Here is a 19225-nt window from a genome sequence, read left to right as displayed (position 1 = left end):
TCAAGCGTCCGATTAGGCTGTTTTCCGAAAAGTTGCTTGAATGATGATCTGTTCATTCATCGTGCGATCAAGAAAATCCGCCCACTCCTGCAACATTTTTAATCGCTGCTCTTTGTATTGAGCATGCGAGTAGACGCCGGCGATGCCGGGAATGGCGTGGCTTAAGGCTGCCTCAACAACTTCCGGCATGTGTCCAAGCTCGCGCAGTTGCGTGCTGGCAGTGTGTCGATGATCATGAATCACATAGTCTTCAATGCCGGCCGCATTGATGGCTGCAGCATGAGCACCATCCAGGTTGTTGCCGTTCATTGCTCGTCTCAGATTGGTCGGCATTGGCAGCACCCACTCGCTGCCGCTCCCCAACCGTTGCAGTTCTTGCAGCATTTCGACTGCTTGGGTTGGCAGGAAAACGCGATGTTCTTTCTTGCTTTTCATCCGGCTGGCAGGAATCAGCCATTCCCGGTTTTCAAGATCGAACTCTGCCCAGCTGGCACCGCATAGCTCGTTCTTGCGTAAAGCGAGCATGAGCAGCAGATGCAGGGCGAGCTTGTAACCTCGATAGCTCTCGGACTGGTACAACCCGGCAAGGTAACGGCGTATTTCCGGGGTTGGCAGCCAGCGGCTGCGTTTGCCGGGTGTGCCGATGCGTGCGGCTTTAATCTGCTGCGCGGGGTTGTGCTTGGTCCAGCTGTGTTCCTGCGCGTAGTCGAAGATGCGAGAGGCCCAGCCGTGCGCTCCCAGCGCTGCTTGTACGCCACGTCGCTCGCGGATGTCATAGAGCAGTTCGCGAACCGTGGAGGTATCAATGGCATCCAAAGCCAAGTCTGCGAGCTTCGGTAGTAGGTGGAGACGTGCAGGCGAGAAGCCTTTGTCTGGGTTCTTCCAGTTGCGATCAACCCACTCGGTCTTGTAACGATCGGCCGCTTCTCCGAAGGTCATGCGTGCATTGAGCAATGCTTCAGCGGCATCGTGTTCTGCTTTGGCTTCGGTTTCTTTGAGGCTGTGGCCGCTCAAGATCATGCGCTTGTTCTCGAAGCTATCGAGCACCTCGGCCGGATGCCTGCCTAGCTCAACCAGATGTCGGGCGACGGCATGCAGCTTGCGCGCATCACTGATGCTGAGTTCGGGATAGTTGCCGTAACTGATCTTGGTCTTCTTGCCGTTCAATCGGTACTCGTAGCGCCAGAGCTTCGTCCCCTTTTCGCGGACCAGCAGAGTAAGGCCGTCACCGTCGGCAATCTGATACTCCTTCCCGCTGGGTTTGGCGTTCTTGCATTGCAGCTCGGTAAGCGGCATTTGTCCCCCGTTTTGACTGGTTCAATGGCTAAATGGTAGGACGGGGGACAGATTGAGGGCAAATACTGCAGGCTTTGCTGGGAAACCTTGAAGTCATATGGGCATGAAAAAACCCGCACAAGCCAAGCTGTGTGCGGGTTTCTGGGATGTTGTGGGTCTGTATGAAACAGACCTTTACATCACAGCGAGTAGTACATGTCGAATTCAACCGGATGCACGTTCATGCGGGTGCGGTTGACGTCGCCCATCTTCAGCTCGATGTACGAATCGATCCATTCGTCGGTGAAGACGCCGCCGCGGGTCAGGAACTCGCGATCCTTGTCCAGCGAATCCAGCGCTTCGTCGAGCGACGAGCAGACGGTCGGGATCAGCTTGTCTTCTTCCGGCGGCAGATCGTACAGGTTCTTGTCAGCCGGATCGCCCGGGTGGATCTTGTTCTGGATGCCATCGAGGCCAGCCATCAGCAGCGCGGCAAAGCACAGGTACGGGTTAGCCAACGGATCCGGGAAGCGCGCTTCGATACGACGGCCCTTGTCCGACGCGACGTGCGGAATGCGGATCGATGCCGAGCGGTTCTTGGCCGAGTAAGCCAGCTTCACCGGGGCTTCGAAGTGCGGCACCAGACGCTTGTACGAGTTGGTACCCGGGTTGGTGATCGCGTTCAGTGCCTTGGCATGCTTGATGATGCCGCCGATGTAGAACAGCGCGGTTTCCGACAGGCCGGCGTAGCCGTTGCCTGCGAACAGGTTCTTGCCGTCCTTCCAGATCGACTGGTGAACGTGCATGCCCGAACCGTTGTCGCCAACGATCGGCTTCGGCATGAAGGTTGCGGTCTTGCCGTACTGGTTCGCCACATTGTGAACCACGTACTTGAGGATCTGGGTCCAGTCGGCGCGCTGGGTCAGCGTGCTGAACTTGGTACCGATTTCGTTCTGACCGGCGTTCGCCACTTCGTGGTGGAACACTTCAACCGGCACGCCCAGCTCTTCCAGCACCAGCACCATCGAAGCGCGGATGTCCTGGTGGCTGTCGACCGGCGGGACCGGGAAGTAGCCGCCCTTGACGCGCGGACGGTGGCCGAGGTTGCCGCCTTCGAACTTTTCGCTGGTCGCCCAAGCGCCTTCTTCCGAGCCGATCTTGACGAAGCAGCCCGACATGTCCGTGTTCCAGCGGATGTTGTCGAAGATGAAGAATTCGGGTTCCGGACCGAAGTAGGCGGTGTCGCCGATGCCGGTGGTCTTCAGATACGCTTCAGCGCGCTTGGCGAGCGAACGCGGGTCGCGGTCGTAGCCCTTGCCGGTGGCCGGCTCGATCACGTCACACGTGATGATGACGGTCGGCTCATCGAAGAACGGATCGATGTTGGCGGTCGACGGATCCGGCAGCAGCAGCATGTCCGAAGCCTGAATGCCCTTCCAGCCTGCGATCGACGAACCGTCGAAGGCGTGACCCTGTTCGAACCACTCTTCGTCGACGACGTGCGCCGGCACGGTTACGTGCTGCTCTTTACCAATGGTGTCGGTGAAACGCAGGTCGACAAACTTGATGTCGTTGTCCTGGATCAGCTTGAGAACGTCGGCTACCGCCATCTTTACGCTCCTTAGGGTGCGAGAGTAGTTTGGAAATTTTGAGTTGACCAATCGCGTTGCCGCGACCGGGATGGTCGTCTATTAAGCATAAACCGTGCCACCCCCATAGAAGTGTCGAACCATTGTGCCACAATCAGGTGCGCTAATAGCAATCCCGTATTGCGACGCCCGGACCGGGGGTGTGAGCGCCTTTTTTTGGTGCCCGTTTGTCATCTTCGCACCATGTTGGTGCTGTATTGCGTCATCGTTACAGACGCACGAGAATCGGGCATCTGTAACGATGACGGCCTGCGTATCCGGGCCGAGGAATCCATCATGAGTGAAGCCGCCAGTATCCTTGACACCGCCCGTGCACGTGGCGCCGCGCAAGGCTTGCCGTATGCCGGCGCCGTGACCCCCGCCGAGGCGCAACTGCTGCTGAGCACCTTGCCGAATGCCAGACTGGTCGATGTCCGCACCCATGCCGAGTGGTCGTTCGTCGGCGTCATCCCCGGGGCCGAGCTGATCGAATGGAAGCGTTATCCCGCCATGACGCCGAATCCGGATTTCCTGAAACAGCTCAAGGCGGCGGTCGACCCCGAGTCGGTGGTGCTGTTCCTGTGCCGCAGTGGTGCACGCAGTCACGATGCGGCGCAACTGGCCGCCGCGCACGGCTACGCGACGGCGCTGAACGTGCTCGAAGGCTTCGAAGGCGACAAGGATGCGGTCGAGCATCGCGGTCGTCTGAATGGCTGGAAAGCCGCCGGTCTGCCGTGGGTGCAAGGCTGATCGGCCAGACGCCACCGGTACGGTGAGACACCGGCCCACCGATTTCAGATTCCACTACGGTTCCAGCATGCATTACGTCGTCATCGGCAATCCGATTGCCCACAGCAAGTCCCCGCAGATTCACGCCGCGTTTGCCGCGCAATTTGGCCTGAGCGATTTCAGTTACGAGCGGTTGCTGGCGCCGCTCGACGGTTTTGCCGCCGCCACGCGCGCCCTGTTCGACAGCGGCGCGGGTGGTGCCAACGTCACCGTCCCGTTCAAGGAAGAAGCGTTCGCGTTTGCCGACACCCTGAGCGCGCGTGCCGCCGCCGCCGGCGCGGTCAACACGCTGATCCGCCACGAAAATGGCCGGATCGAGGGCGACAACACCGACGGCGCCGGTCTGGTGGCCGACCTGCTGCGATACGGCGAACTTGCGGGCAAGCGCATCCTGTTGCTCGGTGCCGGCGGCGCGGCGCGCGGCGCCTTGCTGCCGCTGCTGGCCGAGCGGCCGGCCATGCTGGTGATCGCCAACCGCACCACCGCCAGAGCGGAGGCGCTGCTGGCCGACATCGTTCAGCCCTGGCTGCAAGCGACCGGATTGCCGCTGACGGCGCAACCGGCGTATGGCGCTGCGCCGTTCGATTTCCTCGTCGGTGGCGTGCCGGTCGAGCTGAAGTCGGCCGTCGCCAGCCGCGCGGTGCTGGGGCGCGACGGCGCGCAGTTCGACGTGATCATCAACGCGACGTCGGCCAGTCTGGGCGGCAGCGGCATTCCAATGCACCACGATGCGTTCGCCGCCGGTGCGCTGGCCTACGACATGATGTATGGCCGCGACGAAACGCCGTTTCTGGTGCAGGCGCGCGAAGCCGGTGCGGCGCAGTGTGTCGACGGCCTCGGCATGCTTGTCGGCCAGGCGGCCGAAGCGTTTGCACTGTGGACCGGTCACCGGCCCGATGTCGAACCGGTGCTGGCGCAATTGCGCGCAGCGCTATGAACCGGACCGGAAGCCGCAGCATGAGCCGGCTTGCAAGCCCCGCGCCGGGCAAGCGCCGCGTGTCGGTCGCGGGCTGGATCGGCCGCATTGTCCTGCTGCTGCTGGGTTTGCTGCTGTTGTGGAATCTGTGGATCTTCGCCCACGTGCTGGCGTGGCGGTGGATCAACCCATCGCATACCGCCTTCATGGCCGAGGGACTGGCGCGGCTGGAGGCAAGCAATCCGGACGCCGAGCTGCGGCAGCAGTGGGTCGATTATTCGCAGATTTCGACCCATCTAAAGCGCGCGCTGGTGGCCTCCGAGGACGCCAAATTCCTCGATCACGACGGCTTCGACTGGGAAGGCATCCAGACCGCGTGGGAAAAGAACCTCAAGAAAGGCCGCATTGTCGCCGGCGGCTCGACCATCAGTCAGCAGTTGGCCAAGAACCTGTTCCTGTCGTCGGGCCGCACGCCCTGGCGCAAGGCCGAGGAGGCGGTGATCACGGTGATGCTCGAAGCGCTGCTCGACAAACGGCGCATCTTCGAAATCTATCTGAACGTGATCGAATGGGGGAACGGCGTCTACGGCGCCGAGGCCGCCGCGCGGCACTACTATCGTACCGGCGCCGCACGCCTCAGCGCAGCGCAGTCGGCCAAACTGGCCGCGATGGTGACCAATCCGCGGTACTACGATGTGCGCCGCAACGACCGGCGTCTGGCGCGCAAGGCCGCGATCATCGTCCGCCGGATGCCGTACGCCGATATTCCGTAAGCCTGGGGGCGATTGGCACCGCCACAGCGCCTTATTACGTTTTTTTACTATTGTCTTTCCGCCCGGTGCAGCAGGTCGGTTTACGATGGAATCAGACGTAAACAAGGAAAACGAGCATGGCAAGGCTATCGCAGGCGCTGGAAATGGTCGGACAGACCGATCCGGGACTGGTGCGTGCGCAGAACGAGGACGCGATTGCCTGGGATGCCGATGCCGGGTTTGTCGTACTCGCCGACGGCATGGGGGGCTACAACGCTGGTGAGGTGGCCAGCGCCATGGCCGTCGACGTGCTGTCGCGACGCCTGTCGCAGCCGCTGCCTTCGCCACCGCTGGCACGCAGCACGCAGCTGTCGCTGACCGGTTGGCTGATGCAGGCGATCGACGAAGCCAATCGAACGATCTACGACAATGCAATCTCGCAGCCGCAGTACTCAGGGATGGGAACGACGCTGGTTGTGGCGGTATTTTATGACAATCGCATTTTGGTCGCGCATGTCGGCGATTCGCGGATGTACCGTTTACGCAACGGGGAGCTTACAAGGCTCACCCACGACCACTCGTTGCTGCAGGAGCAGATCGACCTGGGCCTGGTCGAGGAAACCGACACCCGTCAGGCTGCGCAGCGCAACCTGCTGACCCGTGCCATGGGCATCGATACTGAGGTTGACGCCGATCTGAGCGAGTTTGATGCCGAGCCGGATGACCTCTACCTGCTGTGTTCGGACGGTCTCACCGACATGGTGGCCGATGCGCAGATCACTGACATTCTTCTGACTTTGAAGGACAATGCGTCCTTGGCTGCAATGCAGCTGGTTCAGGCCGCCAATCATCGCGGCGGTCATGACAATATATCGGTCATTCTGGCGGCGGTTCGCCGCCCGTATCCGGCCAATGCCGGCTTCTGGTCCAGGCTGACAGCCTGGTTGAGCTGACCCCGCGCGCGCTGCGCGCCATTACATCCTGAACACCATGGCGAAACTGCTGCTTTGCCTCGACGGTAACGTCATCAAGGAATACCGCATTCACCGGGACGTGTTCGCGATAGGCCGTCGACCGCAGAACGATCTGCAGATCGAGAACCTTGCGGTCTCCGGTGAGCACGCGCGCATCGTTCGCGATGGCGACGATCACGTGGTCGAAGACCTCGGCAGTACCAATGGCACCACCGTCAACGGCACGCCGGCCGCGCGGACCGTGCTGCGCAACGGCGACGAAATCGGTGTCGGTCGCTACATGCTGCGCTACTGGTGCGAGCCGCAGGCGCCGGGCGCTTACGCCGAAACAATGGTGTTGCGCGAACCCACCGCGGCCAGGCTGGGCGTGATCAAGGTGCTGACCGGCGGCAACAGCGGCCGCGAGATCGTCCTGAGCAAGACGGTCACCTCGCTGGGGAAACCGGGCGTGCAGGTCGCCACGGTAGTGCGGCGGCCCCTGGGCTACTACCTTTCGCACGTCGAAGGCGCGACCCGACCTCATGTCAATGGCAAGTCGGTCGGCGACGAGCCGCTGCTGCTGGCCGAGGAAGACCTGATCGAACTGGTCGGTGTTCGCCTGGCGTTTTTCTTCCGCGGCTGATCATGCAGTTGCGGGTGCTCGGCTGCAGCGGCGGCATCGGCGGAACGGCAAGGACGACGTCGCTTTTGCTCGGCGAGCGGGTGCTGATCGATGCCGGCACCGGTGTCGGCGAGCTGTCGCTCGAAGCGCTGTGCGACATCGACCATGTTTTCCTGACGCACTCGCATTTCGATCACATCGCCTGCCTGCCGATGCTGCTTGACACCGTCATCAGTGCGCGGCGCCAGCCGGTTACCGTGCATGCCCTGCCGCAGACCATCGCGACCTTGCAGGCGCATGTGTTCAACTGGCAGCTCTGGCCCGACTTCAGCGTGATTCCCGATGCGGACAACGGTCTGCTGCGCTGGGCGCCGATCGGCGTCGGCGAGTCGTGCGACATCGATGGGCTGCGCATTACCGCGTTGCCGGCACAGCACACGGTGCCGGCGCTGGGCTATCTGTTCGAGACCGACACCGGCGCGATCGCGTTCTCGGGGGATAGTGCCGATTGTCCGGCGTTCTGGAATGCGCTGACGACGGTCGAGCGCTTGCGGGCGCTGATCATCGAGACCGCATTCAGCAATCGCGAAGCCGGGCTGGCGCGCGTGTCGCAGCACTATGCGCCGGTGACGCTGTTGCCGGCCCTGGCGCGGATCGATCCCGCCGTCGATATCTGGCTGACCCATCTGAAACCGCTCGACGCTGCGCGCATCGTTGCGGAGGCACGCAACGGCGTGCACCGGATTGCCGCGCTCGCCGGCGGGCAGACGCTGGCGTTCTGAAACGACAACGCCGCGTTACACGCGGCGTTGTCGCATCGTTGCGCAGTACTCAGCGGCGCTGTTGGCCGGCCGGGACGACATGCATCCGTTCGAAGTCGACGCCGCGTTCGATCAGCGTTTCGACGCGCATCTTTTTCAGCGTGTTGCCATCCCACCACTCGATCAGCCGGCCGCGACGGTACCAGCCCACCGGCAGGATCAGCGACAGCGGTGCGCGCAAGGCCGCGACCGCCGGCAGCGACAGGCATTCGATCCAGCCGCGCCGGTCCGAGTAGGCCAGCTCGACCGGGCGGATCGCCGCCGCGGCGGGCAAGCCCGGCATCAGCCGGACGCCGACTTCGACGCAGCCGTCGTTTTCCTGCAGCCAGCGTACGACGCCAAGATAGTGGTTGCCCTCAAGCTGGACCGACAGCAGCTGCTGCAGGGCGATGCGTCCGCCGGCATCGCTGCTGCGGGACAGGCGCAAGCCCTGTGCCGACTCGTTGCGGACCTGCCAGCACTCACCCGGCTGTGGCGTCACGGTGTTCGGGCCGGTGGCGCCGGCAACGGTCGCCTGACCGAACAGTTGCAACCGGACCAGATCCTGGCTGCCGAGTGGGGCAGGGCCATCGTCGGGCAGCGCGAAACGTTCATGGCCGATCAGCGCGTGCTGGCGCGGCAGGCCGAATACGGCTTCAAGCTCTCGGCGGCTGTCGTGGCGCGGTAGCGCGCGTTCGCTCGGTTGTTCGCACCAGGTGCGGTAGAGCTCGACCAGCAGCGTTTCGACCTGTGCGGCGGCGAACTGGTTGCCGAGGCCGAGCTTTTCCGGGTTCTCGCCCTGGCGCAACAGCTTGATGCGCCGTGATAGCGCCTGTGCCAGCTGCAAGGTATCGAGCTCGCGAACGGTCTCGCCGAACAGGCGGGGCTCGATCCGGCGCGGCGCACCGGGCTGGGCGAAGTCGATCTGCAGGCTGCCGCGTCCTGGCAGCGCCGCGGCTTCGCGTTCCAGCGGCGTGCGTTGCGCCAGCGATGGCAGGTGCTCGTCCAGCCAGCGGATTTGCCGCCCGGTAAAGTGAAACGGCGACGACGCGGCGAGCAGCAGCAAATGGACGAAGGCATGTTGCGGCGTGGCGACGCCGGCGACCTTGAGCAGGCTGTCCTTGGCGGATTTTTCCGCCAGTCCGTTGGCTTCGATCAACTGATAGCTGTCGAACAGCTGCTGCCAGAGTTCGGCCGGAATGGGGCGGTAGCTGAGCAGCGATTCGCGCGCAGCCAGTGCCAGATAGCGCATCCGGCGCTGCGCCAGCAACGCGCTATGCGGGGCGATTTCGGCGTCGCCTGCCAGCGCGGCATCGAGGCCGGTGCCGTACAGGTCGGCGAGCCGGGTCCAGAGGGCGACGGTGGCATCGCGGGCGTGGGCTTCGTCGGAGCCCAGCGGCAAAGCGCGGCCGAGGAAGCGTTCGGCGAGCGCGCCCTGGACGACGTGCAGGGGCTCGCGCAGCAGCTCGAGGATTTTCAGCGTTTCATACGGCGCGATGCCGCTGCTGGCAAGCTGGGTGATCGCGTCGGACAGCTCGGCATGCGCGACCGGTGTATTGATCAGCGGCAGCAGTTGCAGCCAGGACTTGGCCGTACGCGCATCGCTGAAGGGCAGGGTACCGCTGAGGGTCTGGTGTATCGACAGGTCGGTCATGGCAGGCTCTGGATAGCCTCGGGTTCAAGGTGTTGCAGGGTTTGGCGCAGACGCGCCAATGTGTCGGCGGCCATTCCGTGCTGGGCACCGGGGCGAACCGGGCTGGCCCAGATCGGAGCCGGGAATGTCGCGTCGTCTTGCCAGCGCGGAATGACATGCCAATGCAGGTGCGGCACGACATTGCCCAGGCTGGCGAGATTGATTTTGTCGGGCGAGAGTACCGTACGCAGCGCCGTTTCGACCGCGAACACGACGGCCATTAGTCGCTGACGATCGGCGGGGGGCAGATCGGTCATTTCTGCAACGTGGCGCGACAGAACGACCCGGCAAAAGCCTGGGTAGCCGGCCTCGTCGGCGAGGATGACCCGGCACAAATCGTTGTGCCACACCAGTTCGCCGCCGTTTTCACTGCACAAGACGCAATCGCGTTCCATTACCCTTTCCTTATGTAGATGCGATTATTACCGCAAGGGCGTCCCATAAACAACGGGGCATGCCCTGGAAGGGATGCCCCGTTGCTGTACGGTGACGGATCAGAGCAGAACGCGCTCGATCCCGCCGTTGCGCGCCTTGTCGACGTACTCGCTCAACCAATCGTCGCCGAGGATCTTTTTCGCCATTTCAACAACGATGTAATCGGCGGTGGTACCGGCGTCATCGTCGTAGCGCTGCAGCCCCTGCAGGCACGACGGGCAGCTTGTCAGCACCTTGACCGGCTGCTTGGCGTCGGCGACGGCGACTTCGGCACGCAGCGTGTCGGCACCCTTCTGCATCTCTTCCTGCTTGCGGAAGCGCACCTGGGTGGCGATGTCCGGCCGGGTCACGGCGAAGGTGCCCGATTCGCCGCAGCAGCGGTCATTCAGGTCGACACGTGTGCCCATCAGCTCGTTGGCGACGTCGATGCCCTTGTATTGCTTCATCGGCGTGTGGCAGGGCTCGTGGTACATGTAGCGCTCACCGCCGACGCCATCGAGCTTCACGCCCTTCTCAAGCAGGTACTCGTGGATGTCCAAGAGGCGGCAACCCGGGAAGATCTGCTCGAACTGGTACTTCATCAGCTGATCCATGCAGGTACCGCACGAGACGATCACGGTCTTGATGTCGAGATAGTTCAGCGTGTTGGCGACCCGGTGGAACAGCACCCGGTTCTCGGTGGTGATCTTCTCGCCCTTGTCGCCATAGCCGCTGGACGCCTGCGGATAGCCGCAGCACAGATAGCCCGGCGGTAGCACCGTGGTGGTGCCGACGTGCCAGAGCATCGCCTGTGTCGCCAGACCAACCTGCGAGAACAGCCGCTCGGAGCCGCAGCCCGGGAAGTAGAACACCGATTCGCGTTCTTCCTGACGGATCTCCGGATCGCGGATCACCGGGATGACGCTGGCGTCTTCGACGTCGAGCATGCCGCGCGCGGTGCGCAACGGTACCTTGGCCGGCAGCGGCTTGTTGACGAAGTGGATGATCTGCGTCTTGAGCGGCGGCTTGCCCAGCGTCGCCGGCGGCTGCTTGGTGACGCTCTTGATCAGGCCGAAGCGCTTGGCCAGCTTGTGGCCAAGGCGCTGCGCCTTGTAGCCGATGCCGATCATGCCGACGCGCATCGCCTTGATCGTCGCCGGATCCTTGACGGTCAGGAAGGTCATGCCGAGCGCGGTGCCCGGATTGAATTTCTTCTGGCCTTCCTTGCGCAGGAAATTGCGCATCGCGACCGACACGTCGCCGAAGTCGATCTTCACCGGACACGGATTGACGCAGCGGTGGCAGACGGTGCAATGGTCGGCGACGTCGCCGAGCTCTTCGAAGTGCTTCAGCGACACGCCGCGGCGCGTCTGTTCCTCGTACAGGAAGGCTTCGGTCAAGAGGCCGGTGGCGAGGATCTTGTTGCGCGGGCTGTACAGCAGGTTGGCACGCGGGACGTGCGTGGTACAGACCGGCTTGCACTTGCCGCAGCGCAGGCAATCCTTGATCGATTCGGCGATATTGCCGATGTCCGATTGCTCGAGGATCAGCGATTCGGCGCCGAGCAGGCTGAACGACGGCGTATAGGCATTGGTCAGGTCAGCGCCCGGCAGCAGCTTGCCCTTGTTGAAGTGGCCCTGCGGGTCGACCTTTTGCTTGTAGGCTTCAAACGGTGCCAGTTCGTCGCGGGTCAGGAATTCGTACTTGGTGATGCCGATGCCGTGCTCGCCCGAAATCACGCCGTTCAACTCGCGTGCGACGTCCATGATGCGCGCCACCGCATGGTGCGCGCGCTGCAGCATGGCGTAGTCGTCCGAGTTCACCGGGATATTGGTGTGGACGTTGCCGTCGCCGGCGTGCATGTGCAGCGCCACCCAGGTGCGTCCCTTGAGCACCTGCTGCTGGATCGCGATCACCGCGTCGAGCAGCGGCTTGTCGTTGCGGCTCGAGAACATCGACTCGAAGTCGGTCAGCAACTCGCGCTTGTACGAGACGCGCAGGACGAAATCGCGCAGCGCCAGGAAGACGCTCTGCGGCGTTTCGCCGGCGGCGAGCTCGCGTTCGAGCGGCTGTTCCGGGAAGTTGGCGAGATAGGCCTCGAACGCGTCGTCGAGGTGGTCGCGAATCCAGCGCCAGTGCGTGCGGGCGCGGCCGATCAGCTCGAGCGCGGCGCTGCGGCGATCGCCGATCAGCGCATCGCGGCTCAGCGGCGAATCGGCAAAGTCGACCGGCAGGATGCCCTGCTCGAAAAAATCGCTCAGCCGTTCGAGCAGTTCGAGCTTGTTGTCGATCGACAGCTCGATATTGATCCGTTCGATCGCGTCCGAGTATTCGCCAAGGCGCGGCAGCGGAATCACCACGTCCTCGTTGATCTTGAACGCATTGGTGTGCTTCGAGATCGCCGCGGTGCGGGCGCGGTCGAGCCAGAACTTCTTGCGCGTTTCGGCGGTGACGGCGATGAAACCTTCGCCACTGCGCGCGTTGGCGAGCTTGACGACGTGGGACGCGGCCTCGCCGACGGCGGTTTCGTCGTCGGACACCAGGTCGGCGATCAGCACCATCTTCGGCCGGCCGCGGCTCTTGGCCTTGCTGGCGTAGCCGACGGCGCGCACATAGCGCCAGTCGAGGTGTTCGAGACCGGCGAGCTGGACCTTGGCGTGCGCGTCGAGGTAGTCCTTGATTTCGACGATCGACGGTACGGCGCGGCTGACTTCGCCGAAGAATTCGAGGCAGACGGTGCGCACATGCGCCGGCATCCGGTGCAGCACGAAACGGGCGCTGGTGATCAGTCCGTCGGTGCCTTCCTTCTGCACGCCGGGCAGGCCGGCGAGGAACTTGTCGGTGACGTCCTTGCCGAGGCCTTCCTTGCGGAAGGCGCGGCCTGGGATGACCAGGGTCTCTTCGTGCAGCCGGGTCTTGCCGTCGGGCTTGTACGTCGTGATGCGGAACGTCGCCTGCGGCGCATCGTGGATCTTGCCGAGGTTGTGATCGAGCCGCTCGATGAATTTCCAGTTGCCGTCCGGATCGACCATCTTCCAGCTGATGAGGTTATCGAGCGCGGTGCCCCAGAGCACGGCTTTCTTGCCGCCGGCGTTCATCGCGACATTGCCGCCGATGCACGAGGCGTCGGCCGAGGTCGGATCGACGGCGAAGGCGAGGCCGGCCGCTTCGGCGGCTTCCATCACCCGGCGGGTGACGACGCCGGCACCGCACTGGATCGTGGCGATCTCGTGATCGACGCCGGCAATCATCATCCGCTCGACGCCGTTGTGGCGGTCGAGCTTCTCGGTGTTGATGACCGCGCTCATCGGCGTCAGCGGCACGGCGCCGCCGGTGTAGCCGGTGCCGCCGCCGCGCGGGATGACGGTCAGCCCCAGCTCGATACAGGCGGCGACCAGCGGCGCCATTTCGGCTTCGGTATCGGGGGAAAGTACGACGAACGGGTACTCGACGCGCCAGTCGGTCGCGTCAGTGACGTGCGAGACGCGGGCGAGACCGTCGAAGCAGATGTTGTCGCGACGGGTCAGCCCGCCCATGCGGCGCAGCACTTTCTTGCGCAGGCCGGCGACGTCGCGGAAATCGTGCTCGAACGCATCGACCGCGTGGCGGGCGCGCTCGGCCAGCATGCCGACGCGGTCATTGCCTTCGCGGCGCTTGTCGATCTCCGACAGCCGGTGGTGCATCGCATCGACCAGCAGGCGCAGCCGCTTCGGGTTCTCGAGCAGGTCGTCTTCGAGATAGGGGTTGCGCTTGACCGCCCAGATATCGCCGAGCACTTCGAACAGCATCCGCGCGGAGCGGCCGGTGACGCGCTCGGCACGCAGTGCTTCGAGCGTCTGCCATGCATCCTCACCGAGCAGCCGGATCACGATTTCGCGATCGGAGAACGAGGTGTAGTTGTACGGAATCTCGCGCAGGCGTTCGGTTGCGAGGTGCGGGGAAGCGGCGGTCAGCTCGGCCATGACAGGACGATCTCGCTAAGGCTGTGATTCAAAGGTGGAATTTTATCGGAAAAATTCCCCTTGAAGCCCCCAATTTTCTTGGGGTTATGCAATTCTCGTGCCTGTATTTCTCTGTGCCTGACTACATCCTGCGCTCGATCGGCACTATCTTGGCCAGAGCCAAGCTGGCTGAAGCGGCTTTGTAAGCCATCGTGCTGCGGCGCGTCAGTCGGCGAGACGCAGTTCCATTGTGGCAAAACGGGAGGCTGATAGCTGGCCGAGCAGCTGTTCGCGCAGCTTGGCGAAGCGGTCCAGGTGCGATTGCGCATCGGCGAGCTGACCCAGGCGCTGGAACAGATCGGCGAGCACTTCATGGGCGCGTGCGGCCAGGCTGGCCGTGCCCATCGCTTCGGCTAGGCGCAAGGCCTGGACGAGTTCGTCGCGGGCATGGTCGAAATGGCCGGCGGCAATGCTGCAACGGCCCAGCGTGATCAGGTTGAAGGCTTCACCCCAGCCATTGCTGTGCAGGCGGCTGAGCTTGAGCGCGACGCGCAGGTGATGCCGGGCGCGTTCGATGTCGCCGCGGGCAAGGATGATCTGCGCGCGCAGGCCGAAAACCTCGGCCTCGTGTTCGACATGCTGGCTTTGCCGGACCAGCGGCAGGGCTTCGTTCAGCGCCGCATCGGCTTCGTCGAAGCGCTTGAGTTGCAACTGGTCGGCAGCGACGTTGATCAAGGCCGTGGCGCGGTATTGCGCCAGTTGCGGGGCGTTCGTCAGCGTGACCGCGTGCCGGTGATGCGCCAGCGCGGCTTCGAACTGTTCTTGCGCGTACAGCAGTTGACCGAGGCCGATATGAACTTGGCAACGTATGTCTTCATCGGCTTGCGTAGTGGGCAAGTCAAGACAGTCAAGCCAGTAGCCGGCCGTGCGGTCATAGTCGCCCAGCGCGTAGTAGGAGCGGGCGAGCTGGTGCATTGCTTCGCCGTGCAGGAGGCCGAGTTCGACCTTGCGGCCGATGTCGAACGCGGCCAGCAAGGCCGAGCGGCCTGTTTCGTAGCGGCCGAGGATCAGCATCGCCTGACCGTGCAGGATCAGCGCTTCGGCTTCGACCAGCGGCTGCGCCTGCTGGCGGGCCAGTTCGCGGACCTGTGCGGCCTGGGCAATGGCCTCGACGGTCTGCGACGCGATGATGCGGCGAACGCGGTTGAGCAGCGGGCGAAGATCGATCATGTTTGTTTTTGTAATGGGTGAGCTAGGGATAACCCTAGCTCAAATTCTTACCAGTAAATAATTATTTACTGTGATTTGTTACAAAATTTCTGCGCTGGTATGAAAGCTTTTTTTGCGTTAAGCAAAAAACAGATAGGCAACCCAGACCGAGGCGATGAAGCCGACGGCATCGGCAAACAGGCCACAGCCGACCGCGTAGCGGGTCCGGGTGATGCCCACCGAGCCGAAGTACACGGCCAGCACGTAGAAAGTGGTCTCACTGCTGCCCTGCAGGATCGACACCAGCCGGCCGGCGAAGGAGTCGGCGCCGGCGGTTTTCATCGTGTCGATCATCAGCGCCCGCGCGCCGCTGCCCGACAGCGATTTCATGATGCCGACCGGCAGCCCGTCGACCCAGCGGCTGTCGTAACCAAGCATGCCCACAAGGTGGCGCAGGCCGGACAGCAGCAGTTCGAGCGCGCCGCTGGCGCGCAGCAGGGAGATCGCCATCAGCATGGCGACCAGGTAGGGCACGATGCCGATCGCGACCTTGAAGCCTTCCTTGGCGCCGTCGATGAAGGTCTCGTAGACGTCGATGCGGCGCCACACGGCGGTAGCGATAAAGACGACGACGATGGCGAGCAACAGGAAATTGCTGACCAGTGCCGACTGCGCAGCGCGCTCGTCCGGAGCCAGATGCAGGAACCAGGCGGCGACGCCGGCGATCAGCGCGGCCAGGCCGCCGAGATAGGCGAGCACGACCGGATCGTGCAGCCGCAGTCGCTGGCGCAGGCCGACGAGCACGATGCCGGCGATGGTCGCGCTAAAGCTGGCGATCAGCAGCGGCATGAAAATGTCGGTCGGGTCGGCTGCGCCGAGTTGGGCGCGGTAGGCGAAGATCGTCACCGGAAACAGCGTCACCGCGGCGGTGTTGATGACCAGAAACAGCACCTGCGCGTCGGTGGCCGTGTCGGGTGTCGGATTGAGCGTTTGCAGCTCTTTCATCGCCTTCAGACCGAGCGGTGTCGCGGCGTTGTCGAGGCCGAGCATATTGGCGGCGATATTCATCGTCATCGCGCCAAGCGCCGGGTGACCGGCGGGCACGCCGGGGAACAGCCGGGCAAACAGCGGCCCGAGCAGGCGGGCGAGCAGCGCGATCAGGCCGGCAGCCTCGCCGATCTTCATGATGCCGAGCCACAGCGTCATCACGCCGGTCAGCCCCAGTGCGACTTCGAAACCGAGCTTGGCGGCATCGAACATCGCCCGCGTCATTGCCGGGAACACGTCGTGCTGGCCGAGCGCGAAGCCCTGCACGCAGGCGACGGCGAATGCCAGCAGAATGAAGCCGGCCCAGATACGGTTGAGCATGGGAAGAAGGACTCCTGGCGCGATCGCGCCAGGCGGGGATCAGTGGTTCAGCCTGGCTTCGAGCGCCTGAAGTTTAGCGTAGGTGCCGGAACGGACGATACGGCTGAACGCTTCCTGATAGCGGCGGTGGAAGTACTCGGCCTGGTTGGTGTTGCCCTTGCGCTGGTAGATCTGCGCCAGCAGGTGATGGGCCTGGAAGGTCTTGTGGCAGGTGCCCATTTCGTCGGCGCGCAGCAAGGCCGTGTGCACGGCGGTCAGCGCCTCGTCGAGCCGGCCTTCGAACAGGTAGACGCGGCCGCGGGCGAGGTTCTGCGAGATTTCACCCCAGGCCCAGACCCGACGCATGGCGACGGCCTGGTCCAGGAAGGTGTGCGCGTCGGCGATCTGGCCGCGGGCCAGCGCGACGGCGCTGCGATAGACGAGGATTTCGCCGATGTACTCGGGGTTGCCGGCGGCTTCGGCCAGCGGCATCGCTTCGTCGAGCTCGAGCGCGACGTCGTCGAAACGCCCAAGCTTGGCGTAGTCGGCCGCCAGATTGATCAGCACCCGGCTATGCAGGTCGGTATCGAACGGCGGCAGGATCAGCGCCTTGGCGTCGAGGTGGTTCTGCAAGGCCATCTCGTAGCGCTCGTGCGCGTAATAAACCTGGCCGAGGCCGATGTAGGCGTGGATGCGGGTGCTGAGCGTGAAGCCGTCGGTATCGATGCAGTCGGCCCAATAGGCGATCGCTTCGTCGTAATCGCCTTGCGTGTAGTAGGCACAGGCGAGTTCCTGGATCAGCTCGCCGCGTTCGGCGACGAGGTCCTCGGCGTCGGCCAGCGTCAGCGCCTTGAACATCGCATGCTGGCCATCCGGAATGCGGCCGAAGGCGAACAGCATCGTGCCGTAGCAACGCCACGCCGAGATGGCCAGCAGCGTGTCTTTACAGGCCGGCGCGAGCCGGCTGGCCGATTCGGCGAGGCTGAGCGCTGCGTGCGGATCGAGATATGTGAGCCGCTCGCTTTCGCTGATCAGGTGCGCAAGCGCGTTGAGCTCGCCGGGGTGCATGGATCGGGGGGACGGCTTGGCTATGGGATGGCGGCTAGACTAAACGCATGTTTTTCGGCTTTCAAGCCTGAACCGATAGTTGGTAAGCACAAATTACACAAATTTGACTGTTAACTCTGAAAACAGCTGAAAAACCAAGGACGCGCGCTGAACTGAAACGTGTTCAGTCGGGCGTGCCAATGTGGCGCAAACGGCCTGATGTCAGGTCGGTCAGCGCGCGCAAGCTGGCTGCTTCGGCGGCTTGCGGCAGGGATATCGTCAGGGTGACTGCGGCCGCATGGCTGGCGGCGACCACCTCGAAGCCCTGCTGCTGGGCCCAGTGGCGAACACGGTTTTCATCGGCGTAAGGCAGTGTCAGCGAAAGCAGGGTCATCGCGATCCGCTCGGTCTTGACCGCACCGACGAGGGCGCCGGCGACCGCATCGGTATAGGCACGGACCAGCCCGCCGGCGCCGAGTTTGACGCCGCCGTAGTAGCGCACCACGCTCGCCAGTACGCCGTCGAGATCGTGATGACGCAGCACTTCGAGCATCGGTCGTCCTGCGGTACCCGATGGCTCGCCATCATCGCTCATGCCCGAGTTACCGCCGGCGAGCAGCGCCCAGCAGACATGCGCGGCATCCGGATGAGCGGCGCGCAGTGTGTCGATGACGGCCAGCGCCTCGGCGCGGCTGGCTACGGGCTCGACCCGGCCGAGGAAGCGGCTTTTCTTGATCTCGAGCGTGTACTCGACGGAACTGGAGAGCGTGAACATCGGGGGATTAGCGTGGCGACCAGAATCCAGTGTAACGGTGCTGGCAAGACGTGCGAAGCATCGCCGGGAGACCCCGTCACAACGAACGGCAAGCGGATACAACGCCGCGGGCAGGATGTGCGCCGCGCCGGAACGAGCGCCGGGAGCAGCGCCGCGCTTGTTGCTGCGGCGATTGTGCTTGTCAGCTTGAAAGAGATTGGATGAGAATTATTCTCTTTTTTGTCTGGAAGCATCATGTCCCGCTCCCCCCGCACCCTGATTCTCGCCCTGATGTCTGCCGCGCTGCTGGGGGCGTGCGCATCGGCGCCGTCGTTGCCGGTGGCAATGGCCGACAAGCGCGTCGTGCTGCTGGGCGAAGTCCACGACAACGCCGCGGGGCACGAGGCCCGCTTTGCGGCGCTGAAAGCCGCGGTCGAGGCAGGCTGGCGGCCGGCGATCGCAATGGAGCAGTTCGACCGAGAACGCCAGCCCGAGCTGGATGCTGCCCGGAAGGGCGGCGACGCCGATGCGGTGATCAAGGCGGCGGCGCCGGTCAAATCGAGCTGGAACTGGGCGTTCTACAAGCCGGTGGTCGCGCTGGCGCTGCAGTACGATCTGCCGCTGATCGCCGCCAATGTGTCGCGCGCCGACGCCGGCAAGGTCGTCCGTGGTGGTTACGCTGCGGCGTTCGACCCGGCCGCACTGAAGGCGGCGCGACTGGATGTGGCGCCGGCCGCCGACATCGTCGCCGGCCAGCAGCATGAAGTCGAAGTCGGCCATTGCGGCAAGCTGCCGCAGGCGATGGTGCCGGGCATGGCGCAGGCGCAGATCGCCCGCGACGCCTTCATGGCGCAGGTGCTGCGCGACAACGCGCAGCGCGGCGTGGTGCTGATCGCCGGCAACGGCCACGTGCGCAGCGATATCGGCGTGCCGCGCTGGCTGGCCGGCGTGCCGGCGGCGCAGGTGCTCAGCGTCGGTTATCTCGAGAGCGGCAAGGATGCGAAGGCGTTTGACGAGGTGGTGACGATTCCGGCGGCGAATCGACCGGATCCGTGCGCGGCGTTGGGTTGAGCGCGGCATAAAAA

The 19225-nt window shown here is 63.8% G+C and carries 16 protein-coding genes; 7 read left to right on the top strand and 9 right to left on the bottom strand.

Annotated features, from left to right (window positions below; all coding sequences use genetic code 11):
• Positions 1 to 12: 12 nt before the first annotated feature.
• Both R0382_RS03260 and glnA read right to left on the bottom strand, forming a co-directional pair.
• On the bottom strand, positions 13 to 1296 hold the full coding sequence (locus tag R0382_RS03260; protein WP_432722272.1) for a tyrosine-type recombinase/integrase: 1284 nt from the start codon (positions 1294 to 1296) through the stop codon (positions 13 to 15).
• Positions 1297 to 1475: 179 nt separating this feature from the next.
• Positions 1476 to 2885: a glutamate--ammonia ligase gene (gene glnA / locus R0382_RS03255; protein WP_432722270.1), complete on the bottom strand. Its 1410-nt coding sequence runs from the start codon at positions 2883 to 2885 to the stop codon at positions 1476 to 1478.
• A 315-nt stretch (positions 2886 to 3200) separates the two neighbouring features.
• Here glnA and R0382_RS03250 point away from each other — a divergent pair, with 315 nt between their 5' ends.
• The 6 genes from R0382_RS03250 to R0382_RS03225 all read left to right on the top strand — a co-directional run bounded on the left by R0382_RS03250 (position 3201) and on the right by R0382_RS03225 (position 7717).
• Positions 3201 to 3653, top strand: coding sequence for a rhodanese-like domain-containing protein (locus R0382_RS03250; RefSeq protein ID WP_432722269.1), 453 nt, complete (start codon positions 3201 to 3203; stop codon positions 3651 to 3653).
• A gap of 67 nt (positions 3654 to 3720) precedes the next feature.
• Complete coding sequence (gene aroE / locus R0382_RS03245; protein WP_432722267.1) at positions 3721 to 4629, top strand: shikimate dehydrogenase; 909 nt, start codon at positions 3721 to 3723, stop codon at positions 4627 to 4629.
• Positions 4630 to 4649: 20 nt separating this feature from the next.
• Positions 4650 to 5381, top strand: a complete 732-nt coding sequence (gene mtgA / locus R0382_RS03240) for a monofunctional biosynthetic peptidoglycan transglycosylase (RefSeq protein ID WP_432722265.1) — start codon at positions 4650 to 4652, stop codon at positions 5379 to 5381.
• 143 nt (positions 5382 to 5524) lie between these two features.
• Positions 5525 to 6313 (top strand): Stp1/IreP family PP2C-type Ser/Thr phosphatase, encoded by a 789-nt coding sequence (locus tag R0382_RS03235; RefSeq protein WP_432722263.1) that lies wholly within the window; start codon positions 5525 to 5527, stop codon positions 6311 to 6313.
• Positions 6314 to 6350: 37 nt separating this feature from the next.
• Positions 6351 to 6956: an FHA domain-containing protein gene (locus tag R0382_RS03230; RefSeq protein WP_432722262.1), complete on the top strand. Its 606-nt coding sequence runs from the start codon at positions 6351 to 6353 to the stop codon at positions 6954 to 6956.
• A 2-nt stretch (positions 6957 to 6958) separates the two neighbouring features.
• Positions 6959 to 7717, top strand: a complete 759-nt coding sequence (locus R0382_RS03225) for a 3',5'-cyclic-nucleotide phosphodiesterase (RefSeq protein ID WP_432722260.1) — start codon at positions 6959 to 6961, stop codon at positions 7715 to 7717.
• Positions 7718 to 7766: 49 nt separating this feature from the next.
• Here the strand turns inward: R0382_RS03225 and R0382_RS03220 are convergent, their stop codons facing one another.
• From R0382_RS03220 to R0382_RS03190, 7 genes are all read right to left on the bottom strand, one after another.
• Entirely contained in the window at positions 7767 to 9389 is a 1623-nt protein-coding gene (locus R0382_RS03220) for a hypothetical protein (RefSeq protein ID WP_432722258.1), read from the bottom strand.
• Entirely contained in the window at positions 9386 to 9823 is a 438-nt protein-coding gene (locus R0382_RS03215; protein WP_432722257.1) for an HIT family protein, read from the bottom strand. The genes R0382_RS03220 and R0382_RS03215 overlap by 4 nt, the downstream gene beginning before the upstream one ends.
• Before the next feature lie 99 nt (positions 9824 to 9922).
• Positions 9923 to 13804, bottom strand: a complete 3882-nt coding sequence (locus tag R0382_RS03210) for a DUF3683 domain-containing protein (RefSeq protein WP_432722255.1) — start codon at positions 13802 to 13804, stop codon at positions 9923 to 9925.
• 204 nt (positions 13805 to 14008) lie between these two features.
• Positions 14009 to 15013: a tetratricopeptide repeat protein gene (locus R0382_RS03205; protein WP_432722253.1), complete on the bottom strand. Its 1005-nt coding sequence runs from the start codon at positions 15011 to 15013 to the stop codon at positions 14009 to 14011.
• Positions 15014 to 15130: 117 nt separating this feature from the next.
• Positions 15131 to 16360 carry a nucleoside recognition domain-containing protein gene (locus tag R0382_RS03200; RefSeq protein ID WP_432722251.1) on the bottom strand — a complete coding sequence of 410 codons (1230 nt, stop codon included), beginning with the start codon at positions 16358 to 16360 and terminating at the stop codon, positions 15131 to 15133.
• Positions 16361 to 16399: 39 nt separating this feature from the next.
• On the bottom strand, positions 16400 to 17407 hold the full coding sequence (locus tag R0382_RS03195; RefSeq protein ID WP_432722250.1) for a tetratricopeptide repeat protein: 1008 nt from the start codon (positions 17405 to 17407) through the stop codon (positions 16400 to 16402).
• Between the two features lie 163 nt (positions 17408 to 17570).
• Complete coding sequence (locus R0382_RS03190; RefSeq protein WP_432722248.1) at positions 17571 to 18161, bottom strand: IMPACT family protein; 591 nt, start codon at positions 18159 to 18161, stop codon at positions 17571 to 17573.
• Between the two features lie 234 nt (positions 18162 to 18395).
• Here R0382_RS03190 and R0382_RS03185 point away from each other — a divergent pair, with 234 nt between their 5' ends.
• A complete protein-coding gene (locus R0382_RS03185; protein ID WP_432722246.1) occupies positions 18396 to 19211 on the top strand; it encodes a ChaN family lipoprotein in 816 nt (271 codons plus the stop codon).
• Positions 19212 to 19225: the final 14 nt, after the last annotated feature.

The organism is Jeongeupia wiesaeckerbachi (assembly GCF_050916355.1).
GTDB lineage: Bacteria > Pseudomonadota > Gammaproteobacteria > Burkholderiales > Chitinibacteraceae > Jeongeupia > Jeongeupia wiesaeckerbachi.
The sequence above is the reverse complement of the archived record's forward strand: the minus strand, read 5'-3'. Positions and strand labels throughout refer to the sequence as shown.